Source organism: Methylobacterium nigriterrae (genome assembly GCF_037106235.1).
GTDB classification, from domain to species: domain Bacteria; phylum Pseudomonadota; class Alphaproteobacteria; order Rhizobiales; family Beijerinckiaceae; genus Methylobacterium; species Methylobacterium nigriterrae.
In genome coordinates this window covers 42,729-62,712 of record NZ_JBAWTG010000032.1, presented here as the reverse complement: position 1 = coordinate 62,712, position 19,984 = coordinate 42,729, and the positions used below count along the sequence as shown (strand labels likewise).

Below are 19,984 nucleotides of genomic sequence, written 5' to 3'. Positions count from 1 at the left end.
AACGCCCGCGGCCTTGGCCGTCGCGATCGACATGTAGGCCGAGGCGATATGCGCGTAGCGGCCGGTGGGCACGTAGCAGCCGGCGACGTTACAGGGGACAAGCTTCTGGCCCGTGGTCAGGCCCGGCAGCAGCTCGACGGTGAAATCCTGGACGCTGTCGCGCTGGGCCTCGGCGAAGCGGCGCACCTGGCCTGCCGCGAAGGCAATGTCCCGCTTGACGCTCTCGGGCACGTCGCGCGTGCGCCGCTCGATCTCGTCCGGGCCGACCAGGATCTCGCCCGACCAGCCGTCGAGCCTCTGCGCGTAGTCCCGGATGGCGGCCTCGCCGCGCATCTCGATCTCGGCGAGCATCTCACTCACAACCTTGCGCGCCGCGCCGGTCTCGGTTTCGGGAGTCTTGGTCGCGCGCTTCACGTGCTCGATCGTCATGGTCTCACCTGTCGTAGAAGGCTCTGTGGAAGCGGAGGGCTGCTCGGAAGGGCCGGTCAGCGCTGCGCGCCCGCGGCGTCGAACTCGGTTGCGAATGCCTTGAGCTTCGGATCCTCGGCGACTTGTTTCAGGAAGGCGTCGTCGATGAAGGTCTTCGGATCCGGCGCGGCCGGGACAGTGCCGACCTCGGCCATGAAGCTGCCGATCCGGCTGAACCAGCCGTCGACCGATGAGCCGCCCGCCGCGCGCGATAGGGCCGCGAGTTGCTCTCCGAGGGTGTAGGTCGGGCGCAAGGCAAATTCCTGCGCGATCGCTCGATCGGACGCCTCGACACCGCCCTCCGCGTAGAAGCGCTTCGTCATCGCCTGCGCCTCCTTCGGGTTGGCCTTGGCCCAGCCCCAGCCGCGCAGGTAGATCGCCAGGAACTTCGCGACCTCAGCCGGGTGCGCCTTGGCATAGTCGGCGCGCACGACGAGCGCCCCCGGCACCATGGCCCCAGCATCCGCCCCGCTGCAGAGCACCCGGGCATTCGCCTTCTCCTCAAGCGTGTAGGTGTTGGGAGCCCAGACCCCGACGACCTCGCCGGCATCGGCGATCACCGCCGAGATGATCTGCGCCTGGCCGAGATTCACGAAGCGCATGTCGCGGGGGCCCAGCCCCCATTTCCGCAGGCAGGCACGGGCGGCATAATCGGCTGTCGAGTTGGTGGTGACGAGGAGCTTCTGGCCGGCAAGCTGCTTCGGCTCCTTCAGGATCGCGTCCGCGCGCTCGGCCCGCACCATCAGGGCATTGGTCTTGGATTCGTCGTTGGTGAGCCCGATCGTGAGAAGTCCGAAGCGCGCCGCTCCGAGTATTGCCGGCACCGAGCCTGTCCCGCCGACATCCCAGGACCCGGCTTGCGCGGCCGCGACCTGCGGCGCGCCCGCAGGGAAGACGGCGAAGGTGGGATCGAGACCGATCGCCTGCCACCAGCCTTTCTGCGTCGCTATGTAGAACGGAAGGGCCCAGTAGAGCGACGGCTGGTAGGACACGCCGATCTTCTCGGGCATGCCGGCGGCCTGCAAGCCGGGCACGAGGACGGGCGGCGGCGCCAGCGCGAGAGCGGCGGCGAGTAGGGGTCGGGCCAGCATCCGGGTCAGCGTCTTGGCCATGGTCGGATCCTCGGGGTTGAGCCGTCCTCGCGACGGCGTCGGGCGGTCCGGCGCTCAGCGGCCGGTCTTCTCCTCGCGCAGCGACTTCCAGATGTGCGTCCGCAGGTGCACGAAGGATTCGAGATCCATCACGTCCTCGATCCGGGCGTAGTCTTCCCAGCGCTCGGCCTCGCGGACCGACTTGACGTCGACGATCTCCTTGATCCGGCCCGGTCGCGCGGTCATCACCGCGACTCGGTCCGCGAGGTAGACCGCCTCCTCGACGCCGTGCGTGATGAAGAGGACCGTGCGCGGATTGCGGCGGGCGAGGCGCACGAGCTCTTCCTGCATCACCACGCGGGTCTGCGCGTCGAGGGCGCCGAAGGGCTCGTCCATGAGCAGGACCTCCGGCTCGAGCACGTAGGCCCGCGCGATGGCGACCCGCTGCTGCATGCCGCCGGAGAGCTGATGCGGGAAGGCGTCCGCGTAGGCGTCGAGCCCGATCATGGCGATGGCCGCCGAGACGCGCTCTCGCCGCTCGGGCCGAGGCAGACCCTGGTTGCGCAGACCGAAGGCGATGTTCTGCGCCACCGTCTTCCAGGGGAACAGCGCGAATTGCTGGAAGACGACGGCCCGGTCCGGACCTGGCTCGCAGACCGCGCGGCCGCCGACGAGGACCCGGCCGGAGGTCGGACGCTCGAAGCCCGCGGCGAGCCTGAGGCAGGTGGTCTTACCGCATCCCGAGGCGCCGACGATCGCGACGAACTCGCGGTCGGCCACCGTCAGGTCGACGCCGTCGAGAGCCTTGACAGCCCCCCGAACTCCTTGTTCACCCGCTCGAACTGGATGCAGCTCATGGTGCCTCCTCAGGCCTGTCCGAGATGACGGCGGATGCGGGCCTCGATCAGGCGCAGGCCGACATCGATCGCGACGCCGATCAGACCGATCGCGATCATCCCGACCATGACCGTCGTAGTGGAGACGGCGCCTTGCGCCTGCACCATCATGAAGCCGACGCCGGTCGAGGCGACGATCAGCTCGGCGCCGACCAGCGACTGCCAGCCGAGCCCGGCGCTGATGCGCAGGCCCGCAACGATCGAGGGCAGAGCCGCGGGCAGCATCACCTCGGCGATGACCCGGCGCCCCGGGGTCCCCAGCATCGCGGCGGCCTCCATCAGATTCGGGTCGACGTAGCGGGCGCCCCGATATGCGTTGATCAGGCAGGGCGGAAAGGCACCCGCGAAGATGATCAGCAGCGGGCCGCCAATCCCGGTGCCGAACCAGAGGGCGGCGAAGGGAACCCAGGCGATCGGCGCGATGAAGCGGAGCGCGTCGAAGATCGGGGTCACGATGTCGTCGAGGAGTCGCGACCAGCCCATCATCAACCCGAGTGGAATGCCCACGATCGCGGCCAGCAGGTACCCCGAGAGGAAGCGCTGCAGGCTCGAGGCGACATGCGCCACGAGGGTGCCGCCCGCGAACGGCGTCGTCAGCAGCACGACGAAGCGCTCCATCACCTCGAGCGGGCTCGGCAGGAACAGGCGTAAGACGAGCCCGCTGGCGGAGAGCCCAGTCCAGATCCCGAAGAAAGCGAGAGTCCCGACGAGGCCGAGCAGGAGCGTCCTGTGCGCGGGCAAGGGTTGGCGATAGGCGATCATGCGAAGGCCCCCCGGGTCTGCGCCCAGCCAACCGCACGGCGCTCGGCCAAGCCCAGCAGGGCCGTGCTGGCAGCGCCGAGGACCCCGACGGCGGCCATGCCGACGAGGATCATGCCGGGATAGAGGTCCTGCTGGGCCACATTCAGCACGTAGCCGAGGCCGGCCAGAGAGCCGACGAGCTCGGCCGCGACCAGGGTGGTCCAGCTCGCCTGGAGAGACAGGCGCAGGCCCGTAAAGATCATCGGCGCCGCGGCCGGTGCCAGCACCTCCGCAACGAACCGGGCCCGCGGCGTCCCGAGCATCTGCGCGGCCTCGACGATCGCCGGCGAGACAGCGCGGATGCCCGTGTGCGTGCTGATCACCGCGGGAGGAAAGGCGGCCAGAAAGATCACCATCACCTTCGCCCCGTCGCCGAGACCGAGCCACAGGATGGCGAGCGGGATCCAGGCGAGCGGCGGGATCGGGCGCAGGAGCAGGAAGATCGGGTTGATCAGGGCTTCCGCGGTCCGGCTCCAGCCCATCAGCATCCCGACCGGCACGCCGAGCGCCACGGAGACCGTGAAGCCGAGGAAAACGAGCTTCAGGGAATGCAGGACGTGAACGACGAGGGTCGCGTCGGGATAGCCGCGCCCGAAGGCCTGCGCGGCCGCGGCCCCGACGTCTCCCGGTGCCGGAAAGCGCCCGGCCGAGATTAGGCCGAGCCCCGTCGTCGCGACATACCAGGCGAGGGCGAGGACGAGCAGGGTCGTCGCGCCGACGACGGTCCGGCGGCTAAGCCTCACGGGATTTCCTCCTGCAGCGACGTCCCTCTACACGGACTGTCGGGCTTCAACGCGATCCAGCTTTGAAAGCGCTTTCAAATAGAGATGTCAGGATGAGGCCTGTCAACCCGATCTCGCCATTTCGATCAATTAATTCGATCCGTAGGCTCTTGTGTATGTTCGTGCGCCTTCCATGAAACAAGTTTCATGGCTATTCATCACAGGCGGATGGGGCGGAATTGGGCGATGAAGGACAGCGGGCGTGCAACCTTGCGGGGCGTGGCGGATCTGGCCGGCGTATCGCCGGCCACGGCGTCGCGCGCACTGGCTTGCTCCACCACCGTGCATCCCGACAAGATCAGGCGCGTGCTCGATGCGGCCAGGGCCCTCAACTACATGCCGGGCGGCCCGGCCCGCGCGCTGGCGTCCGGGCGCACCCACACCATCGGGGTGGTCATCCCGACGCTCGACCACGCGATCTTCGCGCGGGCCGTGCAGGCGATGCAGACGGCGCTCGCCCGGCAGGGATACCAGCTCCTCATTGCGACTCACGAGTACTCGCCCGCCCAGGAAGCGTCCGCGGTGCGCGCAATGCTGGAGCGCAGCGTCGATGGCCTGACAGTGGTGGGGGCCGACCATCTGCCGGAGACATGGGCGCTCCTCTCTGCGGCGCGCATTCCCGTGGTGCTGAGCTGGTCGTTCGACGATCGGTTCGACTCGATCGGGTTCGACAATGCCCGCGCGGGCGCCCTCGCCGCCGAGCACCTGCTCGCGCTCGGTCACAGGCGATTCGGCATGGTGACGGGTTTCACGCAGAGCAACGACCGCGCACGGCTTCGGGTCGCGGGCGTGCGCGCGGCCCTGGCCGGTATGGGCCTCGATCTTCCGGGTTCGCGGGTCTCGGAACAGCCGTTCACGCTCGCGGGCGGCCGCGCGGGTCTCGCTCAGCTTCTCGGCCTAGCGGACGCGCCGACGGCGATCGTCTGCGGCAACGACCTACTGGCGGTCGGCGTCCTGTTCGAGGCAGCGCAGCGTCAAGTCCCGATCCCGCGCGATCTCTCGGTCATCGGCATCGACAATCTGGAAATCGGGAGCCACGTCGCGCCGTCGCTGACCACGATTCACCTTCCGACATCGGAACTTGGACGGGAGATAGCGGACCATTTGCTTTGCAGGATCAGAGGCTTGCCGCGTTCCAACCGCATCGAGCTCCCGATAGAGCTTGTCGCTCGACACTCGACCGCAAAAGCCCCGGGCTTGGCGTTGCCGATGATCGCCTCTTCGATCGAATGACTGGCGTCGTCGCAGTTTTATCCTGATCGACGCAGCCCCACATCTTTCTGCACGCGATGACGACGAAGAGATCTGGCGACGCGCGGCGCGGCCTGGATCCGAACCGCGTGCCGGCAACTCACCAGCAGGCGCGCGGAAGGCGCCGCTTCCAGCGCTCGCCGCGGCGCAGTTCCGGGAGCCGCCCCTTTCGCGCCGGCCGCTCGGATTGAGACGGCTCCTCGGCGGAAACGGTCTCCGGCTCGGCCGCCTCGACGGGCAGCGGCGCTCGATCCGGCGCCGGCGCGGGGGCCGTCTCCTCGGCCGCCTTCGGCCGGGGCCGGGTCGCCCGCACGGGCGCCGGGATGCGGGGGCGGCGGGCGGGCGGTGGATCCTCCTGCGCCGGGGCGTCGGGCTCCGGGAACATCGGCAGGAGGCTCGGCAGGACGCGACGGGCGGGCTCCGCCGCGTCTCCGGCCACGGGGAAGACCTTCGGCTCGGCAGCGGGAACGGCCGGCGATTCCGACTCGATCGGAAGACCGGCCCAGAGGTCACGGCCGGGACGGGCCGGGCTAAAGTCCTGAGATAACGTGGATTTCTGGGAACGCGATGACTTGATCTCGACCACGACCGGTCGCGCGCTGCGGCGCCTCATCCGACAATCCTGAGCGTGAGGGTGGAGGGAAACTGGCGAGGCCGGGACTCTCGACCACGAATGCGGTGGAAGTATAGAGGGAATAAAAGAAAACCATCGCGCCGCCAAGATCCCGCCGAGTGTTCGGGGGCGTGCGGCCGCCCGAGCTTCGCCGGCGGGCGCGGCCGCGCCGTTGAACAAACCATGAAATCCCGGTCATCCGGCGCATTCGGGTTTGTTCAACCCCGCGGACGGCCGAAGCGGGGGGCGCGCGCCGACCCGTCGATGAACTCCAGGTTGCGCGACCGGTTCAGCGTGTGCAGCCGGGTCCCCGGCCAGGCCGGCCCCGGCCGGATCGTCGCCTCGACGGTCTGGGCGAAGCCCTCGTCGTCGAGCCGGTCGATCCGCGCGAGCGACAGGGCGCGCCCGTAGCCGCCCGCGCAATCCTGGACCGGCCGGATCAGGCTCTCGCCGCGCCGGACGATGCGGCCGGCCGGGCGGCCTGAGGTCGTGTCGATCAGCACCGGGTTGCGGGCATGCGGCGCCCAGGGCCCGCGGAAATCCGGGGCCGACCAGAGATGGAGCGCGTCCGAGTAGGAGCCGGTGCCGAGCGGCGCGCCGGGCTCGGCGTCGCGCACCGTCGCGAACATCCACCAGCGGCCGTCCTGCTCCAGCAGGGTGGCGTCGCTGGCGACGAGGCCCGAGACGAGTGTCGCCTCCTTGACCCAGCCGCCCGGGAAGGCGGAGGCGCGGTAGAGGTCGATCGTGCCGGCCGCGCCGCTCTCGGGGATCATCCAGGCGGAGCCCTCCCGAACGAAGACGAAGGGGTAGGAGAGGTGATGGCTCTCTTCCAGCACCGGCACGAGCGGCCCGGCGGCGCCGTCCGGCCCGAAGGGCGCGGCCGAGATGACGCCCTTCTGGATGCCGTGGATGAATTCCTCGACGAAGAGCCAGGTGGCGCCGTCGTGGTCGATCGGGAACGGGTCGGCGTAGAAGCGCTGCCCGTCGTCGGGCAGCACGCGCCAACCGGATTCCGGATGGCGGCGCAGCTCGACGAGATCCGGGCCGTCGAGACGCCGCCACCCCGTCCGCCAGTGCGGGGCGCGGTAGCAGAGATGGTAGAGGCGCTGCACCACGGCCATCGCCAGCATGCGGGCGACGCGCGGGGCGAGCGCGGGCCGCGGGCAGGCCGCCTCCGGCGATCCGGGAGGCGGTGCGCCGGAGGCGGCCGGCCGCGGCCGGTCCTGCGCGAGGGCCGCCAGGATCAGGGTCGTGGTCCGGGCGAGCCCGTCCTCGAAGGCGGTGACCAGCCGTCCCGGAACCTCCGTGCCGAGGTGGCCCGCGCGCACGCGCTCGCCGCCCTCCTGAAGGGTGGCGAGCGGAACCCGCCCGGCCAGAAGGCTCGCCAGCAGCCCGGCCTCGCCCGGCATGCCGTCGAAGGCGAGGCGCCAGATCCGCGCGCCCTCCGGACCCTCCGCGTCTCCGCAGAGGTCCAGGATGAGGTCGGGCGGCCGCCCGGACGGCGGCGGGTGGGCGGCGAGCGCTCCGGACGGCGCCGGGGCGGAGGCGCCGGTCGCCGGCAGCCGGTTGACCAGGCTCTCGAGGCGAAACAGGAGGTCGGCATTGTCGGGCCAGGCCTCGGGCCCGGGCCGGGCGTCGAGCTCGATGTCGAGGCCGGGCATGGCCGCGATCCGCCCGGCGAGCGCCGCGTGCCACCGGCGCGGCCGCCGTCCATCGATTCGCAGCCTCAGACGCATGTCATCCCGTTCCCGGCCCCGATCGACGAATCCTGCACGCTCACGCGCCCCTCTCGGCACCCTGCGCAAGGAGGTGACGTCTTCCGCCCCGCTCCGCCCTCCCCGCACGCGGGAGTGGACCCGGGCCCGATCGGCATGGATCGAGACGATCGTCGGCCTCGTGTCATGTCGCGACGTGAGAAACAGCGCAATGGGGGCGGCGAATAAATCGCCGCGCCGGCTTTATCCCCAAACATTCTCGCGGGATGGTCTGGTATTCGCTCACCTCAAGGCCGGATGCCATTAACCATCGTCCGATGAAACGCCGGTCGAACACGCCCGGATCGGGCGGAATTCGGAAATCCTCAGGCGGTTGCCTGTCTCTTGCAGGGTCGTGGCGGCGGGTGCCCCGCTGTCCCAACTCGAACCGGTAATGGTCAGGCGTGACACAGTTCGACAGAGACATCGCGATCGGGAAGTGGTTGGGGCCGGTCACGCCGGCGCCGTTCCAGCCCGCGCGTCCCGATACCAGCGTGGAGATCGGCGACCTCTGGCGCATCCTGGTGCGCCGGCGGGTGCTGATCATCGGGACGGCCTGCGTCCTCGGCCTGCTGGCCCTGCTCTACGCCTTCCTGACGCCCGCTCTCTACACGGCCTCCGCTCAGATCCTGATCGATCCGCGCGACCGTCAGGTCGTCACCAACGACGTCAATCCCGGGGCGCTGGCGCCGGACGGGGGCGTCGCCCAGATCGAGAGCCAGGTGCGCGTGGTCGAATCGGACAGCGTTCTCCTGCGCGCCATCGCGGCGACGGGGCTCGAGACCGATCCCGAATTCGGGGCGCCGAGCGAGAGCCTGCCGGCGCGCCTCGTCGGCAACCTGCGCAGGGCGCTGTTCGGCACGGGCGAGAGCCCGGTCGATGCGCGCACGCGGGCGCTCACGAGCCTGCGGCGCAAGCTCGCCGTCAAGCGCGCCGACAAGGTGTTCGTCGTGGACGTGATCGTGACGACCCGCGACGCCGAGAAATCCGCCCGCATCGTCAACGCCATCGCCAAGGCCTACCTGACCGACCAGTCGGATTCCCGCGCGGAGGCCGCCAAGCGGGCCTCCGGCGAGTTGCGCTCGCGCCTCGACGACCTGCGCGAGGCCGTGAACAAGGCCGACATGCGGCTCGAGGCCTTCAAGGCCGAGAACGGGCTCATCGCGTCGAGCGGCCGCCTCGTCGGCGAGCAGCAGCTCACCGAGAGCAACGCGCGGGTCGTCGCGGCCCGCACGCGCACGGCCGAGGCCAAGGCGCGGCTGCAGGGCGTCCGGGACGCGCGCGGCCAGGTGATCGGCTCCGGGGCGACGCCGGAGGCGGTCCAGTCTCCCGTGATCGAGCGGCTGCGCGGCCAGTACGCGGAGCTGGCCAGCAAGGAGGCGGACCTCCGCACCAATCTCGGCGAGCGCCATCCCTACATCGCGGCGACCCGCACGCAGATGCAGGACGTCAGGCGCCTGATCGAGGTCGAGCTGAACCGGATCGCGGGCGCGGCCGATACCGAGTACCAGCGCGCGCTCGCCGCCGAGCGCGCCCTGGCGGCCGAGCTCGAACGCCTGCAGAAGGCCTCGGCCGTCACGGCGAAGTCGTCGGTCCGCCTGCGCGAGCTCGAACGGGAGGTCGACGCGAGCCGGGCCGTCTACAACAACTTCCTGGTACGATCGCGCGAGATCAAGGAGCAGGCCGGCATCGACACCACGAACGCCCGGGTGATCACCTGGGCGCGCCCCCCGCAGGACCGCAGCTGGCCGCCGCGCATCGTGCTGATCGTCGCCGCGATCCTCAGCGGCGTCGGCCTCGGCACCGGCCTCTCCCTCGTCAGGGAGTACAGCGACCCGACCGTGCTCTCGCAGCGGCAGCTGGAACGCCTCGCCAACGCGCCGGTCGTGGCGCGGCTGCCGCGCCTGAACCGGGCCGCGGACGGGACGACCCACGCGGCCGCGGCCTTCGTGCTCGACCACCTGACGGGAGCGCGGCGCGGCGCCTCGGCGGGCAACTCGCTCAGCCTCCTCGTCACGTCGAGCGCGGCCGACCTGCGGGATCGGCGGGCGGTGATCGACCTGCTCGCCTCCGTCGCCGTCGCGCGCGGCGACCGCGTCCTCGTCGTCGACGCGGATCCGCGCGGGCCCGGGTCCGGGCGGGGCGGCCTCCTCGACGTGCTGCGCGGGGAGCAGAGCCTGAATGCCGTCGCGGTGCAGGATCCCGCCACCGGCGCGCGCCGGATCGGCCTCGGCGACACCCACAAGCCCGTGCGCGACGCGCTGACCCCCGGCAATGTCGAGCGCTTCCTGGCCGCCGTGAAGGGGCGCTTCGAGCTCGTCGCAGTCGACGGCGGCACGCTCTCGGAGAACCTGCGCGTCGCGCCCGTCGCGGCGGCGGCCGACCGCGTCCTCCTGATCGTGCGGGACGGCGCCACGCGCCAGCGCGACCTGCTCGACATCGTCGAGACCAGCGAGAGCCTCGGGCAGCCCGTCTCCGCCTCGCTCCTCGTCGACGCCCGGGGCAGGGAGCGGTGAACGGCGCGGCGAACTCGGCCGGGGCCGGGATCCGGCGCCCGCTGATCAACCCGGTCGCCGGCCTCGTGAGCGCCCTTGGCCGGGGCGAGACCCTCCTGCTGATCCTCACCGCCCTCCTCGTCATGGGCCTGTCGGGCGGCATGCTGTGGACGGTCGGCCTGAACTACGACGGGCTGTCCGGATCGGCGCCGCAGAAGGTGCATCCCTCGACCTATCTCGCCTGCCTCTGCTTCGGCTGGGCGATGCTGCGCCACGGCAATCCGGTCGGCTATCTCGTCCAGGCGTCGCGGAACCGGCCGGCGAGCTGCTTCATCGCCGCCTGCGGCGTCGGCTTCCTGCTCTTCATCGGCCTGCGCGGCGGCACCGGGCTCGCGGGCGCCCTCGACACGTTCACGCTGCCCGGCCTCGTCGTGATCCTGATGGCCGGGCGAGACCGGCGCACGATGACGTGGCTCGAACGGGTCGTGCACGGGGTGATGATCGTGAACGCCCTGATGGGCCTCCTGGAATTCGTCAGCGGCCAGCGCTTCTTCCCCTTCCGCCTCGACGGCCAGATCTTCGAGACCGACACCCGCTCGGCGGCCCTGCAGGGGCACCCGCTCAACAACGCGACGCTGACCGCCTGCTACGTGCTGGCGCTGATCAGCGGCGGCGGCGAGTTCCCGCGGCTCGCGCGCGCGGCCCTGATCGGGCTTCAGCTCGCCGCCCTCGTCACCTTCGGCGGCCGCTCGGCCAGCGTGATGACGGTGGCGCTCGGCGGCGCCTACGGGCTCGTCGCGCTCCACCGCGTGCTGCGCCATGGCCGGGTGCCGCTCCTCGGCGTGGCCGCCGCGATCTTCCTCTTGACGCTCGTGCCGATCGCCCTCGGGGGCCTGGTGCTCGGCGGCTTCTTCGACACGCTGCTCGGCCGCTTCGCCTCGGACGGGGGCAGCGCGCACGCGCGGGTGGGCATGCTGGAACTGATCGGCCGCTTTCCCTTGCGCGACATGCTGATCGGCCCGGACGCGGCGCTCGTCGACAGCTGGCGGCGGATCGAGGGCCTCGAATGGGGCATCGAGAACCCGGTCGTGAAGACGCTTCTCTATCACGGCGCCCTGATGACGGCCCTGCTCACGCTCGCCGTGACGCTGTTCCTGTTCGAGGTCGCGCGCCTGTGCCGGCCCGGCATCGCGATGCCGATGCTGGCCTTCGTGATCCTGGTGAACACGTTCGAGGGGCTCGGCGGCAAGACCACGCTCCTGGCGAAGTTCGCCCTGTTGCTGATCGTGATGTACCGGCCGCCGCTCAGCGGGGCGGCATCCGCAGGCCGAGGGCGCGGATGACCTCGCCGTCGAGCGCGCGCGAGGCGTCATCCATCAGGCCCATCCCGTCGAACAGGTTCCAGAACGCCCAGGGGAAGCCGAACGCCTCCGCGCTCTCCCGCACGTCCCGGATGTAGCGGACCCGGTCGGCGCGGCGGGCCGCGACGTAGCGCGCGTCGCTGCGCAGCGCGCCGAACTCGCCCATCAGGATGTCCCCGGCCGGGATCCCGTAGATCTCGGCCCAGCTCTTCACGGCGCCGAGATGGCGATCGAGGTAGCGCCGGTCGGGGCCGGCCGCGAAGTACTCGCGGAGTTTGGCCTCCGTCGTCGCGTAGGCGGCCTGCTTGGCCGCGGGCGAGGTCGCCCCGTCCGCTCGCATCCTGGCCCTGACCGAAGCGAGCGTCTCCTCCAGCGTCCCGGCCGAGCCCGGCCAGGGCACGCCGTTGAGGGCGCGATAGACCGGCTCCGTCATCCAGGGGGCGCCCTGGTGCGTGAACAGGTAGGGCTCGTAGAAGTGGAAGGTGAGGAGCAGGGGCGCGTAGGCGCGCAGCGGCGCCGGATCGAGGGCGGTGAGGCCCGCCGCCATGCTGCCGCAGGCGCCGGTCGCCACCAGCGTGATGTCCGGCGCGGCCTTGCGAGCGGCGGCGAGGAGCCCGTGCTGGATCCTGTCCCAGCCCTGCGCGCCGCAGGCCTGCGGCGGCTCGTTGACGGGCTCGAGCGCGATCCGCCCGGGCGCGCGCCCGGCCAGGCGGCGGGCGATCTCGGCCAGGAGGTCGCGGAAGGGACCGAGCAGCGGGGCGCCGCCGCCGTAGAGGTTGTCCGGCGTGTAGTGGTGGGTTGCGGCGTTCGCCTGCAGGTTCAGGACGAGGCGGAGATCCGCCGAGAGAACCTCGTCGACCGCCTCCGTCAGGTGGCCGATGAGCGTCTCGCGCGCCGCGCCCGTGAAGGCCAGGAACGGTCCGGGATCGACCGGGAGGCGCACGAAATCGAAGCCGGCCTCCGCGAGGCGGCGCAGGTCGTCCCGGCTCGGGACGGGCCGGCCGGGCTGGAAGGGCGGCCAGTCGTAATCGGTGCGGGGCGCCGGGAACTCGCGCGTCAGGGCGAACCAGGGCCACAGGTTGACGCCGCGCCGCAGCGTCATCGGCTGCGCGGCCGGCGTGCCGGCCGCGGGTCCGAGCCCGGCGCAGGCCAGCGCCCCGGCGATCAGGGCCCGGCGCGTCGGCGCGCCGGGCCTCGCGGCCTCGGCGCCGCTCATCGGGCTCCGGGCGCCCGCTGGCGGAGGCCGGCCTCGGCACCCTCCCGCGCGCGGGCGGGCAGCGCGCTCGCGGCGGGCGCCGGGAGTCCGGCGCGCAGGGGCCGGCGCTGGGGCTGCACGTAGCCGCCGAGGCTCCTCAGCTCGGTCTCGTAGCTCTCGAGGATCGTGCTCCAGTCGAACCGCTCCGCCTGCTGCAGCGCGGCCCGGCGCGCCGCCGCGACCGCGACCTCGTCCGTCAGCACCCGCTCGATGGCGCGCTCGCAGCAATCCGCGTCCCGGAAGTAGAACTGGCCCTCCCCCGCCGTGCCGCGATTGTAGGGATTGTCGTGCGCGATGACGGCGCTGCCCGCCCACAGGGATTCGACCAGGGACGGGTTGGTGCCGCCGACCGTGTGGCCGTGGCAATAGGCGCGGGCGTGGTAGCGCAGCGCCCCCACCGTCTCGCTCTGGTAGATGCCGCCGGGAAAGATCACCTCGTCGCCCGCGGCCGCCATCACGGCGCGGTGATAGGGGATGCGGGGGTCGAGGTCGCCCAGCACCGCGAGCTTGATGCCGCGGACCTTGCGCGAGAAGGCCTCGACGAAGGTCAGGATGTTGTTGTCGGGCTCGATCCGGGCGATCGACACCATGTAGCGGTCGGGCTCGAGCCCGAGCGGGGCGATGCTGCGCCGCTCCGCCGACCGGACCGGGTCGCCGCCGTAGGGGATCGTCGCGATGGCGGCGCGGGGGCGGCGCGTGGCGAGGTGGTCGGCGATGGCCGGATGATCGGCGACCAGCCGGTTCGAGCTCCAGGCGGCGATCCACTCGTTGACCCAGAACCAGGCCCGCACGGGGAACGACCATTTCGGCCGGCGCCACTCGATGCCGTCCATGTTCGTCAGGATCTTGCGGCCCATCAGGCGCAGGTAGGGCAGGAAGATCGCGCCGTTGTAGCCGAGCACGAGGCAGACGCCGTCGCGGCGGGCGGCGTCGGCGACGCAGTGCCCGTCGAACTCGAGCGTCGCCTTCGGCCCCCGCGAGGCGACCTCGACGGTGATCAGTTCGACCCCGTTCCAAGTCTTGCTGCTGACGCGCTGCCGGACCTCGTCGACCTCGCTCTGGCAGTAGACGCCGACATGCCAGCCGCGCGCGACGAGGAACAGCGCCAGCTTCTCGGCGAAGGTCTCGAACCCGCCGTGCGAGGCCGGGATTCCCCGGGTTCCCAGGATCAGGACGGAGGGCTTGGACACCGGCATACGCTCGACCCTTCTGGCAATGGGCCGGTTCGGGTTCGGGACATCCCGCCGCGCGGCCGTCCCGGCCGCCACCGCGTTTCGTCTCGTTCCGGGACAAGGGCCCAGCTTTCAGGGGGTTGTGCGCAATCGGCGGGCCGGGCTCCGTTCTTGCCCAGTCCAGTCCGGGTGTGCCCGGGCCGTTCCGGTCCGGGCCAGAAGGGTCCCGCGATGATGCGCATCACCTGCGTCCACCAGGGCTACGAGCTGTACGGGTCGGACCGGAGCTTCTGCGAGAGCGTGCGGACGATCCGCGAGACCTATCCCGACGCCCGCATCGACGTGGTGCTGCCGCGCCCGGGACCGATCGTCCCGGCGCTCGAGCCCTTCGCCTCCAGGATCCTGTTCGAGCCCGTCTGGATCCTGCGCCGGCGCGACCTCGGGCGGCTCGCCACGATCGGCCTGGCGGCGCTGCCGCTCGCCGTCGCGCGCGCGCTGCGGCGGATCCGGGGGAGCGACCTCGTCTACGTCAACACCACGGTGGTGGCCGACTACCTGCTCGCCGCCCGCCTGTGCCCGGGCCGCACCCTGCTGCACGTGCACGAGATCCCGGAGGGCGCGACGCGCGCGGTGCTGCGCGGCCTCATCCGCTGGAGCGGCGCGAACGTGATCTTCAACTCGCAGGCGACCGCGCGCGCCTTCGCGCTGCCGCGAGCGAGCGTGAGCCGGGTCGTCTACAACGGCATCGCGGGCCCGGAAGGGCCGAACCCGGCCGGCTACGACGGCACCCGCCCGCTGCGGCTCCTGATGCTCGGGCGGATCAGCCGCATCAAGGGGCAGGAGGTGCTGGTCGAGGCGGTGCGGCGGCTGCCGCCGAACCTGCGCGCGCGGATCGAGGTCCGCATCGTCGGCAGCGCCTTCGAGGACGCGGAGCGGGAGCGGGCGCTCGGCGAGGCCATCGCGTCCGCCGGGCTCGCCGACAGCATCAGCCTCTCGCCCTTCGTCCCCGATCCCGCCCCGCTCTACCGCTGGGCCGACGTGGTGGCGGTGCCCTCGCGATTGCCGGAATCGCTCGGCCGCGTCGCCATCGAGGCGCTCGCCTACGGCGTGCCCGCGATCGTGTCCGAGATCGGAGGCCTGCCGGAGGTCGTGCAGGACCGCGTCTCGGGCTGGACCGTGAGGCCGGGCAGCGCCGGGAGCCTGGCGGAGGTCCTCGAGGCGGTCATCGCGCGGCCCGAGGCGTGGCGCGGCTATCCGGCCGCCGCCCGCCGGCGCTACGAGGCGGTGTTCAGCGAGCGCTCGGTCGCCGAGGGCATCGCCGCCATGCTGCGCCGGACCGCCGCGACGGGCGATGACGCCCCGGCGGCCCCGGTCGGGGCGGGCTGACCGGCCCGCGGTCGAACGGCGCGGCTGTTCCGCCGGCTCAGCCCCGCGCCGGCGCGAATGGCGGGGTCGCGAGCGATGCCTCGGCCGTAGCCTCGCGCAGGCTCCTCAGCCGGCCGCGGAAGGACTTGGCCGACCACCAGGCCGTCGTGAGCTCGGAGGCCAGGAGGCCGAGGAGCGCCCAGGCCGGCACCTCCTGCAGCAGCAGGATCGGGATCATGATCAGGAAGCCGACGGCCCCGCTGATCAGCGCCCCGTGGGCGATGATCCGGAAGTCGGCGGCCGCCTCGAGGAAGGCCCGCGGGATCGCGTAGAGGAGCGAGGCCGTGATCACGGTCCAGACCCCGAGGCCGATCATGTTCATCGGCTCGTGCGCGAAGCGGCCCTTGAACAGCTGCGTCTCGATCACGGGCAGCGCCGTCCACATGATCGCGCCGTAGGTCAGGCAGCCGAGCCCGATCAGAGCGGTGCTGCCCACCACGAGGCGGCGCGCCTTCCTGAGCTGGCTGCCGGCCAGGAGCCCGGTGATCTCGGGCAGCACCATGTTGGTGAGCGCGTTCGTGGGGATGCGCAGCGGCGCGAACAGCACGAGCGTCGCGGCGATCGGCGCGTAGGCGGCGGGGCCCGCGATCAGCGCGAAGAGCAGCGTCAGCCCTTGCGCCTGCACGTTGATCGTCGTGATGCCGACGAGCGACCAGGCGAGCGTCGGCCAGATCGCGAGGTAGCGTCGGCGCATGCTCGGCCGGAACGACAGGCGCACCGGCTGGCGCAGGGCGGCGAGCGCGATCGCGATGCCGATCGCGTGCGCGCTCGCGACGGCCACGAAGGCGTGTTCGAGGAGCCCGATGCCGCCGCCGTGGATGAGCAGGGCGCCGAGCAGCAGCCCGGAGGCCGCGTAGGCGATGTCGCTGAGCCCGGCGATGCGCGAGGCCGCGCGGGCGAGGAGAACGATCCGCAGGTAGCTCCGGAACGCGTAGAGGGCGACGAAGACGCCTCCCGCGAAGGCGCTGTAGCCGAGGGTCGGCATCAGGACGACCGACACGGCGAGGCCCATCAGGGCGGCGACGAGCACCGCCCCGGAGCCGAAGGCGACATCGTAGCCGCGCTCGGCCCCGCGCCCGATCCCGCGCGCCAGGAACAGGGTGGCGGGCACGGCGCAGAGCGCGCGGATATAGGTGATGCCGACCGCCCCGATCGTGAAGACGATCGCGAACAGGCCGTAATCGTGGGCGCTGAGCTCGCGGACCAGCACGACGTTCAGCACGAAGTGGAACAGGCTCTGGATCATCTCGCCGGACAGGATCACGGCGAACCGGCTGCCGAAGCGGCCCAGGCGGAGGCGCTTCACGCCCGCGTCCCCGGACGCGTCGCGGGGCACGGACGGCGTGACTGCATCGGCGTCATGATCGGTCAACCTGTTTACGGGTAGAACACCTGAGAATGGTCCAATCCAGTCACTGCAACTTGCATACCCAGTGTTTCCCGGGCGTGTCCCGGCACCGTTCGTCGCGATCTGTGCCAGACTTGTCACGGGCTTTCCCGGAAAGAGACCGGATATGGCGCTCTCCACCCATCACGAGCCCGAACCGGCCGAGCCGGCGCCCGAGGCGATCCGCACCGCCGACGAGCCGCGGGAGGCGCGGGCCGGCGCGGCCCGGCCGCCTCAGGTCCGGTGCCGGCGCATCGCCGGCGACGACCGGGCGGCGCTGGTCGATCTGCTGGCGCGCGGATTTCCGGCCCACGACCACGTCCGGTGGAGCGCGGCGTTCGCGCGCATCGAGGCGCATGCGCGGGCCCAGGGGCGCGAGCCGCTCGGCTTCGTCCTCGTGGCCGACGGCGCGCTCGTGGGCGTCGTCCTGACCATCTTCGGGCCCGGGCCGGATGGATCGGTGCGCTGCAACCTGTCGAGCTGGTACGTCGATCCGGACTATCGCGGCTACGCGCCGCTCCTCGTCGCGGCGGCGATCCGCGACCGGAGCGTGACCTACATCAACGTCTCGTCCGAGGCTCATACGCGCCCGATCATCGAGGCGCAGGGCTTCTCGCGCTACGCGAATGGAACGCTGATCGCCGTGCCGCTGGCCTCGCGCCCGCGTCGGGGCATCCGCGTCGTCACGGGCGCGGTGCCGGACGGCATCGTCGCAGAGGCGAGCGAGCGCGAGATCGTGCGCAGCCACGCCGCCCTCGGCTGCCTCACGGCCTGGGTGATCGCGGACGGCCGGGCGCATCCCCTGGTGTTCCTGCGCCGCCGCGTGCTGCGCGGCCGCGTCGCCGTCGCCTCGCTGATCTATTGCCGGGAGACCGCGGATCTCGGTCGATACGGCCACGCGATCGGCCGCTTTCTCGCCCGGAACGGCCTGTTCTTCCTGATGCTCGACGCCGATGCACCGGTCCCGGGCCTGGCCGGCCGCGTCCTTCCGGGCCGTATGCCGAAATACGCCCGCGGCCCGCACCGGCCGCGGCTCGGCGACCTGTCCTTCACCGAGGCGCCGCTGCTGGGCTTCTGATACGGCATCCGCCTGATCGAAGCGGACGCCAAAGGAGGTCCGCGCGGATCCGATCCAGAACCGGGCGGAGCCGTCCGTCCGACCCGCGACCTCATCCTGAGGCGCCGCGCCAGCGGCCTCGAAGGAGGCCTCCGCTGCGCTGCGGCACCTCAGGATGAAGGGGGGAAGTTGGAACCCCGCACCAGCACCGAAGGGATCGAGCGGACGCCGTACGAGGGCCGCGCTACGGAGCCGCCTGGAGGTATTTCAGGTCGAGCGCCGCGAGGGCGAGGAGCGGCGAGGGCAGCGGGATGCCGGCGAGCCGCATCCTGCGGGCGGCGTCCCGGCAGCCGGCGATGTTGCCGTCGCGGGCGGCGGCGTCGACCTGCTCGATCATCTCGGGCGTCGGCTTCGGGGGCGCCGGGGCGGCGGGAGCGGCCGGCGGTGCGGCCTGTGCCGCCTTCTGCGCCTCGCCCTGCGGCCCGGCAGCCCCGGGGCCGCTCTGCGGCACCGGCCCGCTGAGCCCGGATTTCTGCTGCGGCTCGCCCGCCGCCGGCGAGGCGGTCGGGGTCGGCTGTCCCGGCTGCGGCGCCTGGACGGCGGGAGTCGCGGCCGGCGCGCCGGCAGGTGCCGCCGCGGGCGCGGCGGGCGCGGGCGGATGCACGTAGGCGACGAGCTCCCGGCAGATATTGGCCGGCTTGCCCGCGCGGACGCCCGGGTCCCCCGCTCCCTGCACCGCGCCCTGCGCCAGGGCGGCGCCCGGCATGGCGATCCCGGCCAGCGCGGCGAATGCCACGGCTCTCATGGTCCGTCCCCCCGTCATCATCGGCTGTCTCCCGCGCCCGCAGCCATCGGCCGCGTCACGACCGCTTCGGTGAATGCGCGTCGCCCGCGACCTCGTCGTGCGGACCTTTCACGTCGCCGGTCCAGCGCGGACCCACGAGGTTGGTGCCGGGCGACGAGACCCGCGTGGAGGTCGTCGAGAAGGCCTGCCAGGCGAAGCGCTGGCTCGACGACAGGACGTAGGAGGCCGCGATGCCGAGCGCCACGGCGCAGATCACGGCGACAGCGAACGCTTTCATGGACCTCTCCTGCTCTCGGCCCCGCCGAGACGAACCTTCCTACTCGGCCGGCGCCTGACGCGGCCGCAGCTGCGGGCCGCTCGCCGTCCTGGCCTGCTCCTTCTCGACCCAGAGGTCGTGGTGCGAGCGCGCCCAGGCGAGATCGACCTTGCCGCTGCCCATGGCGTCGTAGGCGCCCTCCATCCCGAGCGAGCCGATGTAGATGTGCGCCAGGATCGCCGCGATGAACACGACGCCGATCAGCGAGTGGATCGCCTGCATCACCTGCATGCCGTTGATGTCGGTCGCGTAGAACGGGAACAGCATCATCAGGCCGGTGACCGACATGGCGGCGCCGAAGCCCGCCACCATCCAGAACACGACCTTCTGGCCGGCGTTGAAGCGCTCGGCATGCGGGTGGCTCTTGCCGATGAAGCCGCCGCCCGCCTTGATCCACTGCCAGTCGATCCGGTTCGGGATGTTGTCCTTCAGCCAGACCGCGACCATGAAGACGATGCCGAGCATGAACGGCCAAGCGAGGTAGACGTGGGCGTACTTCGCCCATTGCGCCAGCGTCGCGAAGGCCTCGGGCCCGATCAGCGGCATCAGCAGGCGCTTGCCGAAGATGTAGTTCAGGCCCGACAGGGCCAGGATCACGAAGCAGCTCGCCGTCATCCAGTGGGTGAAGCGCTCGAAACTGTTGAAGCGCAGGATCTTCCGGCCCGATTCCTCGCTGTGCTCGAGCCTGATCCGCCCGCGCGTGAAGTAGAACAGCGCCAGCGCGGCGATCATGCCGAGGATCGCGGCCGCGCCGATCCAGGGCATCCAGCCCTCGTGGAAGCCGCGCCACTCCCGGCCCTGCGGCTGGATCAGGTTGGCCGCCTTCTGGTCCGGGATGGAGATGCGGCCGCGGATCTTCGGGTCCTGCTTGAACAGGAGGTCCTCGTTCACCGAATCCGCGGTCGGGTTCGGCGCCGTGGTCGGGGCCTGCGCGGAGGCCGGCAGGCCGGCGGCTGAGACCGCCGCGAAGGCCATCGCGGCGATCAATGTCCTGGTGAGCGTCGTTCCCCGCCGCATGGGCTCGTCCCTTCCCTGAAACCTGATCGTCTGAACGC

At 71.7% G+C, this 19,984-nt stretch carries 18 protein-coding genes; 5 read left to right on the top strand and 13 right to left on the bottom strand.

Translation table 11 applies throughout. From position 1 onward, the window contains the following. The 5 genes from WDW90_RS17720 to WDW90_RS17700 form a co-directional block, all read right to left on the bottom strand. The coding region (locus WDW90_RS17720) for a histidinol dehydrogenase (RefSeq protein ID WP_336488738.1) at positions 1-429 on the bottom strand (429 nt) is incomplete at its 3' end. Positions 430-485: 56 nt separating this feature from the next. Further along, positions 486-1,580: an ABC transporter substrate-binding protein gene (locus tag WDW90_RS17715; RefSeq protein WP_336488737.1), complete on the bottom strand. Its 1,095-nt coding sequence runs from the start codon at positions 1,578-1,580 to the stop codon at positions 486-488. Positions 1,581-1,634: 54 nt separating this feature from the next. Continuing rightward, entirely contained in the window at positions 1,635-2,339 is a 705-nt protein-coding gene (locus WDW90_RS17710; protein ID WP_336488736.1) for an ABC transporter ATP-binding protein, read from the bottom strand. A gap of 86 nt (positions 2,340-2,425) precedes the next feature. Then, entirely contained in the window at positions 2,426-3,217 is a 792-nt protein-coding gene (locus tag WDW90_RS17705) for an ABC transporter permease (protein ID WP_336488734.1), read from the bottom strand. Further along, positions 3,214-3,999 (bottom strand): ABC transporter permease, encoded by a 786-nt coding sequence (locus WDW90_RS17700; protein WP_336488733.1) that lies wholly within the window; start codon positions 3,997-3,999, stop codon positions 3,214-3,216. The genes WDW90_RS17705 and WDW90_RS17700 overlap by 4 nt, the downstream gene beginning before the upstream one ends. A gap of 225 nt (positions 4,000-4,224) precedes the next feature. Between WDW90_RS17700 and WDW90_RS17695 the strand changes: the two genes are divergently transcribed. Next, a complete protein-coding gene (locus WDW90_RS17695; RefSeq protein WP_336488732.1) occupies positions 4,225-5,271 on the top strand; it encodes a LacI family DNA-binding transcriptional regulator in 1,047 nt (348 codons plus the stop codon). A gap of 118 nt (positions 5,272-5,389) precedes the next feature. Here the strand turns inward: WDW90_RS17695 and WDW90_RS17690 are convergent, their stop codons facing one another. Both WDW90_RS17690 and WDW90_RS17685 read right to left on the bottom strand, forming a co-directional pair. Next, complete coding sequence (locus WDW90_RS17690) at positions 5,390-5,728, bottom strand: hypothetical protein (RefSeq protein WP_336488731.1); 339 nt, start codon at positions 5,726-5,728, stop codon at positions 5,390-5,392. Positions 5,729-6,120: 392 nt separating this feature from the next. After that, a complete protein-coding gene (locus WDW90_RS17685) occupies positions 6,121-7,638 on the bottom strand; it encodes a glucosamine inositolphosphorylceramide transferase family protein (RefSeq protein ID WP_336488730.1) in 1,518 nt (505 codons plus the stop codon). A gap of 422 nt (positions 7,639-8,060) precedes the next feature. On the opposite strand from WDW90_RS17685, the gene WDW90_RS17680 reads away from it, so the two are divergent. Both WDW90_RS17680 and WDW90_RS17675 read left to right on the top strand, forming a co-directional pair. Further along, on the top strand, positions 8,061-10,172 hold the full coding sequence (locus tag WDW90_RS17680; protein ID WP_336488729.1) for a GumC family protein: 2,112 nt from the start codon (positions 8,061-8,063) through the stop codon (positions 10,170-10,172). Next, a complete protein-coding gene (locus WDW90_RS17675; RefSeq protein ID WP_336488728.1) occupies positions 10,169-11,494 on the top strand; it encodes a VpsF family polysaccharide biosynthesis protein in 1,326 nt (441 codons plus the stop codon). Before WDW90_RS17680 ends, WDW90_RS17675 begins: the two co-directional genes overlap by 4 nt. Here WDW90_RS17675 and WDW90_RS17670 read toward each other — a convergent pair. Next, the gene (locus WDW90_RS17670) at positions 11,457-12,728 is read right to left on the bottom strand and encodes a glycoside hydrolase family 5 protein (RefSeq protein WP_336488727.1); all 1,272 of its coding nucleotides are present in this window, start codon (positions 12,726-12,728) and stop codon (positions 11,457-11,459) included. The genes WDW90_RS17675 and WDW90_RS17670 overlap by 38 nt on opposite strands. After that, positions 12,725-13,963 (bottom strand): DUF1972 domain-containing protein, encoded by a 1,239-nt coding sequence (locus tag WDW90_RS17665; protein WP_336488726.1) that lies wholly within the window; start codon positions 13,961-13,963, stop codon positions 12,725-12,727. Before WDW90_RS17665 ends, WDW90_RS17670 begins: the two co-directional genes overlap by 4 nt. A 207-nt stretch (positions 13,964-14,170) precedes the next feature. Between WDW90_RS17665 and WDW90_RS17660 the strand changes: the two genes are divergently transcribed. Then, on the top strand, positions 14,171-15,325 hold the full coding sequence (locus WDW90_RS17660; RefSeq protein WP_336488725.1) for a glycosyltransferase: 1,155 nt from the start codon (positions 14,171-14,173) through the stop codon (positions 15,323-15,325). Between the two features lie 37 nt (positions 15,326-15,362). Here WDW90_RS17660 and WDW90_RS17655 read toward each other — a convergent pair whose 3' ends face one another. Further along, positions 15,363-16,670 carry an MATE family efflux transporter gene (locus WDW90_RS17655; protein WP_336488724.1) on the bottom strand — a complete coding sequence of 436 codons (1,308 nt, stop codon included), beginning with the start codon at positions 16,668-16,670 and terminating at the stop codon, positions 15,363-15,365. Positions 16,671-16,878: 208 nt separating this feature from the next. On the opposite strand from WDW90_RS17655, the gene WDW90_RS17650 reads away from it, so the two are divergent. Next, positions 16,879-17,829 (top strand): GNAT family N-acetyltransferase, encoded by a 951-nt coding sequence (locus WDW90_RS17650; RefSeq protein WP_336488723.1) that lies wholly within the window; start codon positions 16,879-16,881, stop codon positions 17,827-17,829. A gap of 223 nt (positions 17,830-18,052) precedes the next feature. Here WDW90_RS17650 and WDW90_RS17645 read toward each other — a convergent pair whose 3' ends face one another. From WDW90_RS17645 to WDW90_RS17635, 3 genes are read right to left on the bottom strand one after another with little or no spacing between them, the layout of a single operon-like run. After that, the gene (locus WDW90_RS17645; RefSeq protein WP_336488722.1) at positions 18,053-18,613 is read right to left on the bottom strand and encodes a hypothetical protein; all 561 of its coding nucleotides are present in this window, start codon (positions 18,611-18,613) and stop codon (positions 18,053-18,055) included. 55 nt (positions 18,614-18,668) lie between these two features. Continuing rightward, positions 18,669-18,890, bottom strand: a complete 222-nt coding sequence (locus WDW90_RS17640; protein ID WP_336488721.1) for a hypothetical protein — start codon at positions 18,888-18,890, stop codon at positions 18,669-18,671. 39 nt (positions 18,891-18,929) lie between these two features. After that, positions 18,930-19,946, bottom strand: coding sequence for a formate dehydrogenase subunit gamma (locus WDW90_RS17635; protein WP_336488720.1), 1,017 nt, complete (start codon positions 19,944-19,946; stop codon positions 18,930-18,932). Between the last annotated feature and the right edge of the window lie 38 nt (positions 19,947-19,984).

What these genes read in the sequence shown, in the direction of transcription:
- WDW90_RS17715 (WP_336488737.1), bottom strand. Translation starts at nt 1,580, where the DNA reads ATGGCCAAGACGCTGACCCGGATGCTGGCCCGACCCCTACTCGCCGCC.
- WDW90_RS17650 (WP_336488723.1), top strand. Translation starts at nt 16,879, where the DNA reads ATGGCGCTCTCCACCCATCACGAGCCCGAACCGGCCGAGCCGGCGCCC.
- WDW90_RS17645 (WP_336488722.1), bottom strand. Translation starts at nt 18,613, where the DNA reads ATGAGAGCCGTGGCATTCGCCGCGCTGGCCGGGATCGCCATGCCGGGC.
- WDW90_RS17695 (WP_336488732.1), top strand. Translation starts at nt 4,225, where the DNA reads ATGAAGGACAGCGGGCGTGCAACCTTGCGGGGCGTGGCGGATCTGGCC.
- WDW90_RS17640 (WP_336488721.1), bottom strand. Translation starts at nt 18,890, where the DNA reads ATGAAAGCGTTCGCTGTCGCCGTGATCTGCGCCGTGGCGCTCGGCATC.
- WDW90_RS17705 (WP_336488734.1), bottom strand. Translation starts at nt 3,217, where the DNA reads ATGATCGCCTATCGCCAACCCTTGCCCGCGCACAGGACGCTCCTGCTC.
- WDW90_RS17665 (WP_336488726.1), bottom strand. Translation starts at nt 13,963, where the DNA reads ATGCCGGTGTCCAAGCCCTCCGTCCTGATCCTGGGAACCCGGGGAATC.
- WDW90_RS17660 (WP_336488725.1), top strand. Translation starts at nt 14,171, where the DNA reads ATGATGCGCATCACCTGCGTCCACCAGGGCTACGAGCTGTACGGGTCG.
- WDW90_RS17670 (WP_336488727.1), bottom strand. Translation starts at nt 12,728, where the DNA reads ATGAGCGGCGCCGAGGCCGCGAGGCCCGGCGCGCCGACGCGCCGGGCC.
- WDW90_RS17635 (WP_336488720.1), bottom strand. Translation starts at nt 19,946, where the DNA reads ATGCGGCGGGGAACGACGCTCACCAGGACATTGATCGCCGCGATGGCC.
- WDW90_RS17685 (WP_336488730.1), bottom strand. Translation starts at nt 7,638, where the DNA reads ATGCGTCTGAGGCTGCGAATCGATGGACGGCGGCCGCGCCGGTGGCAC.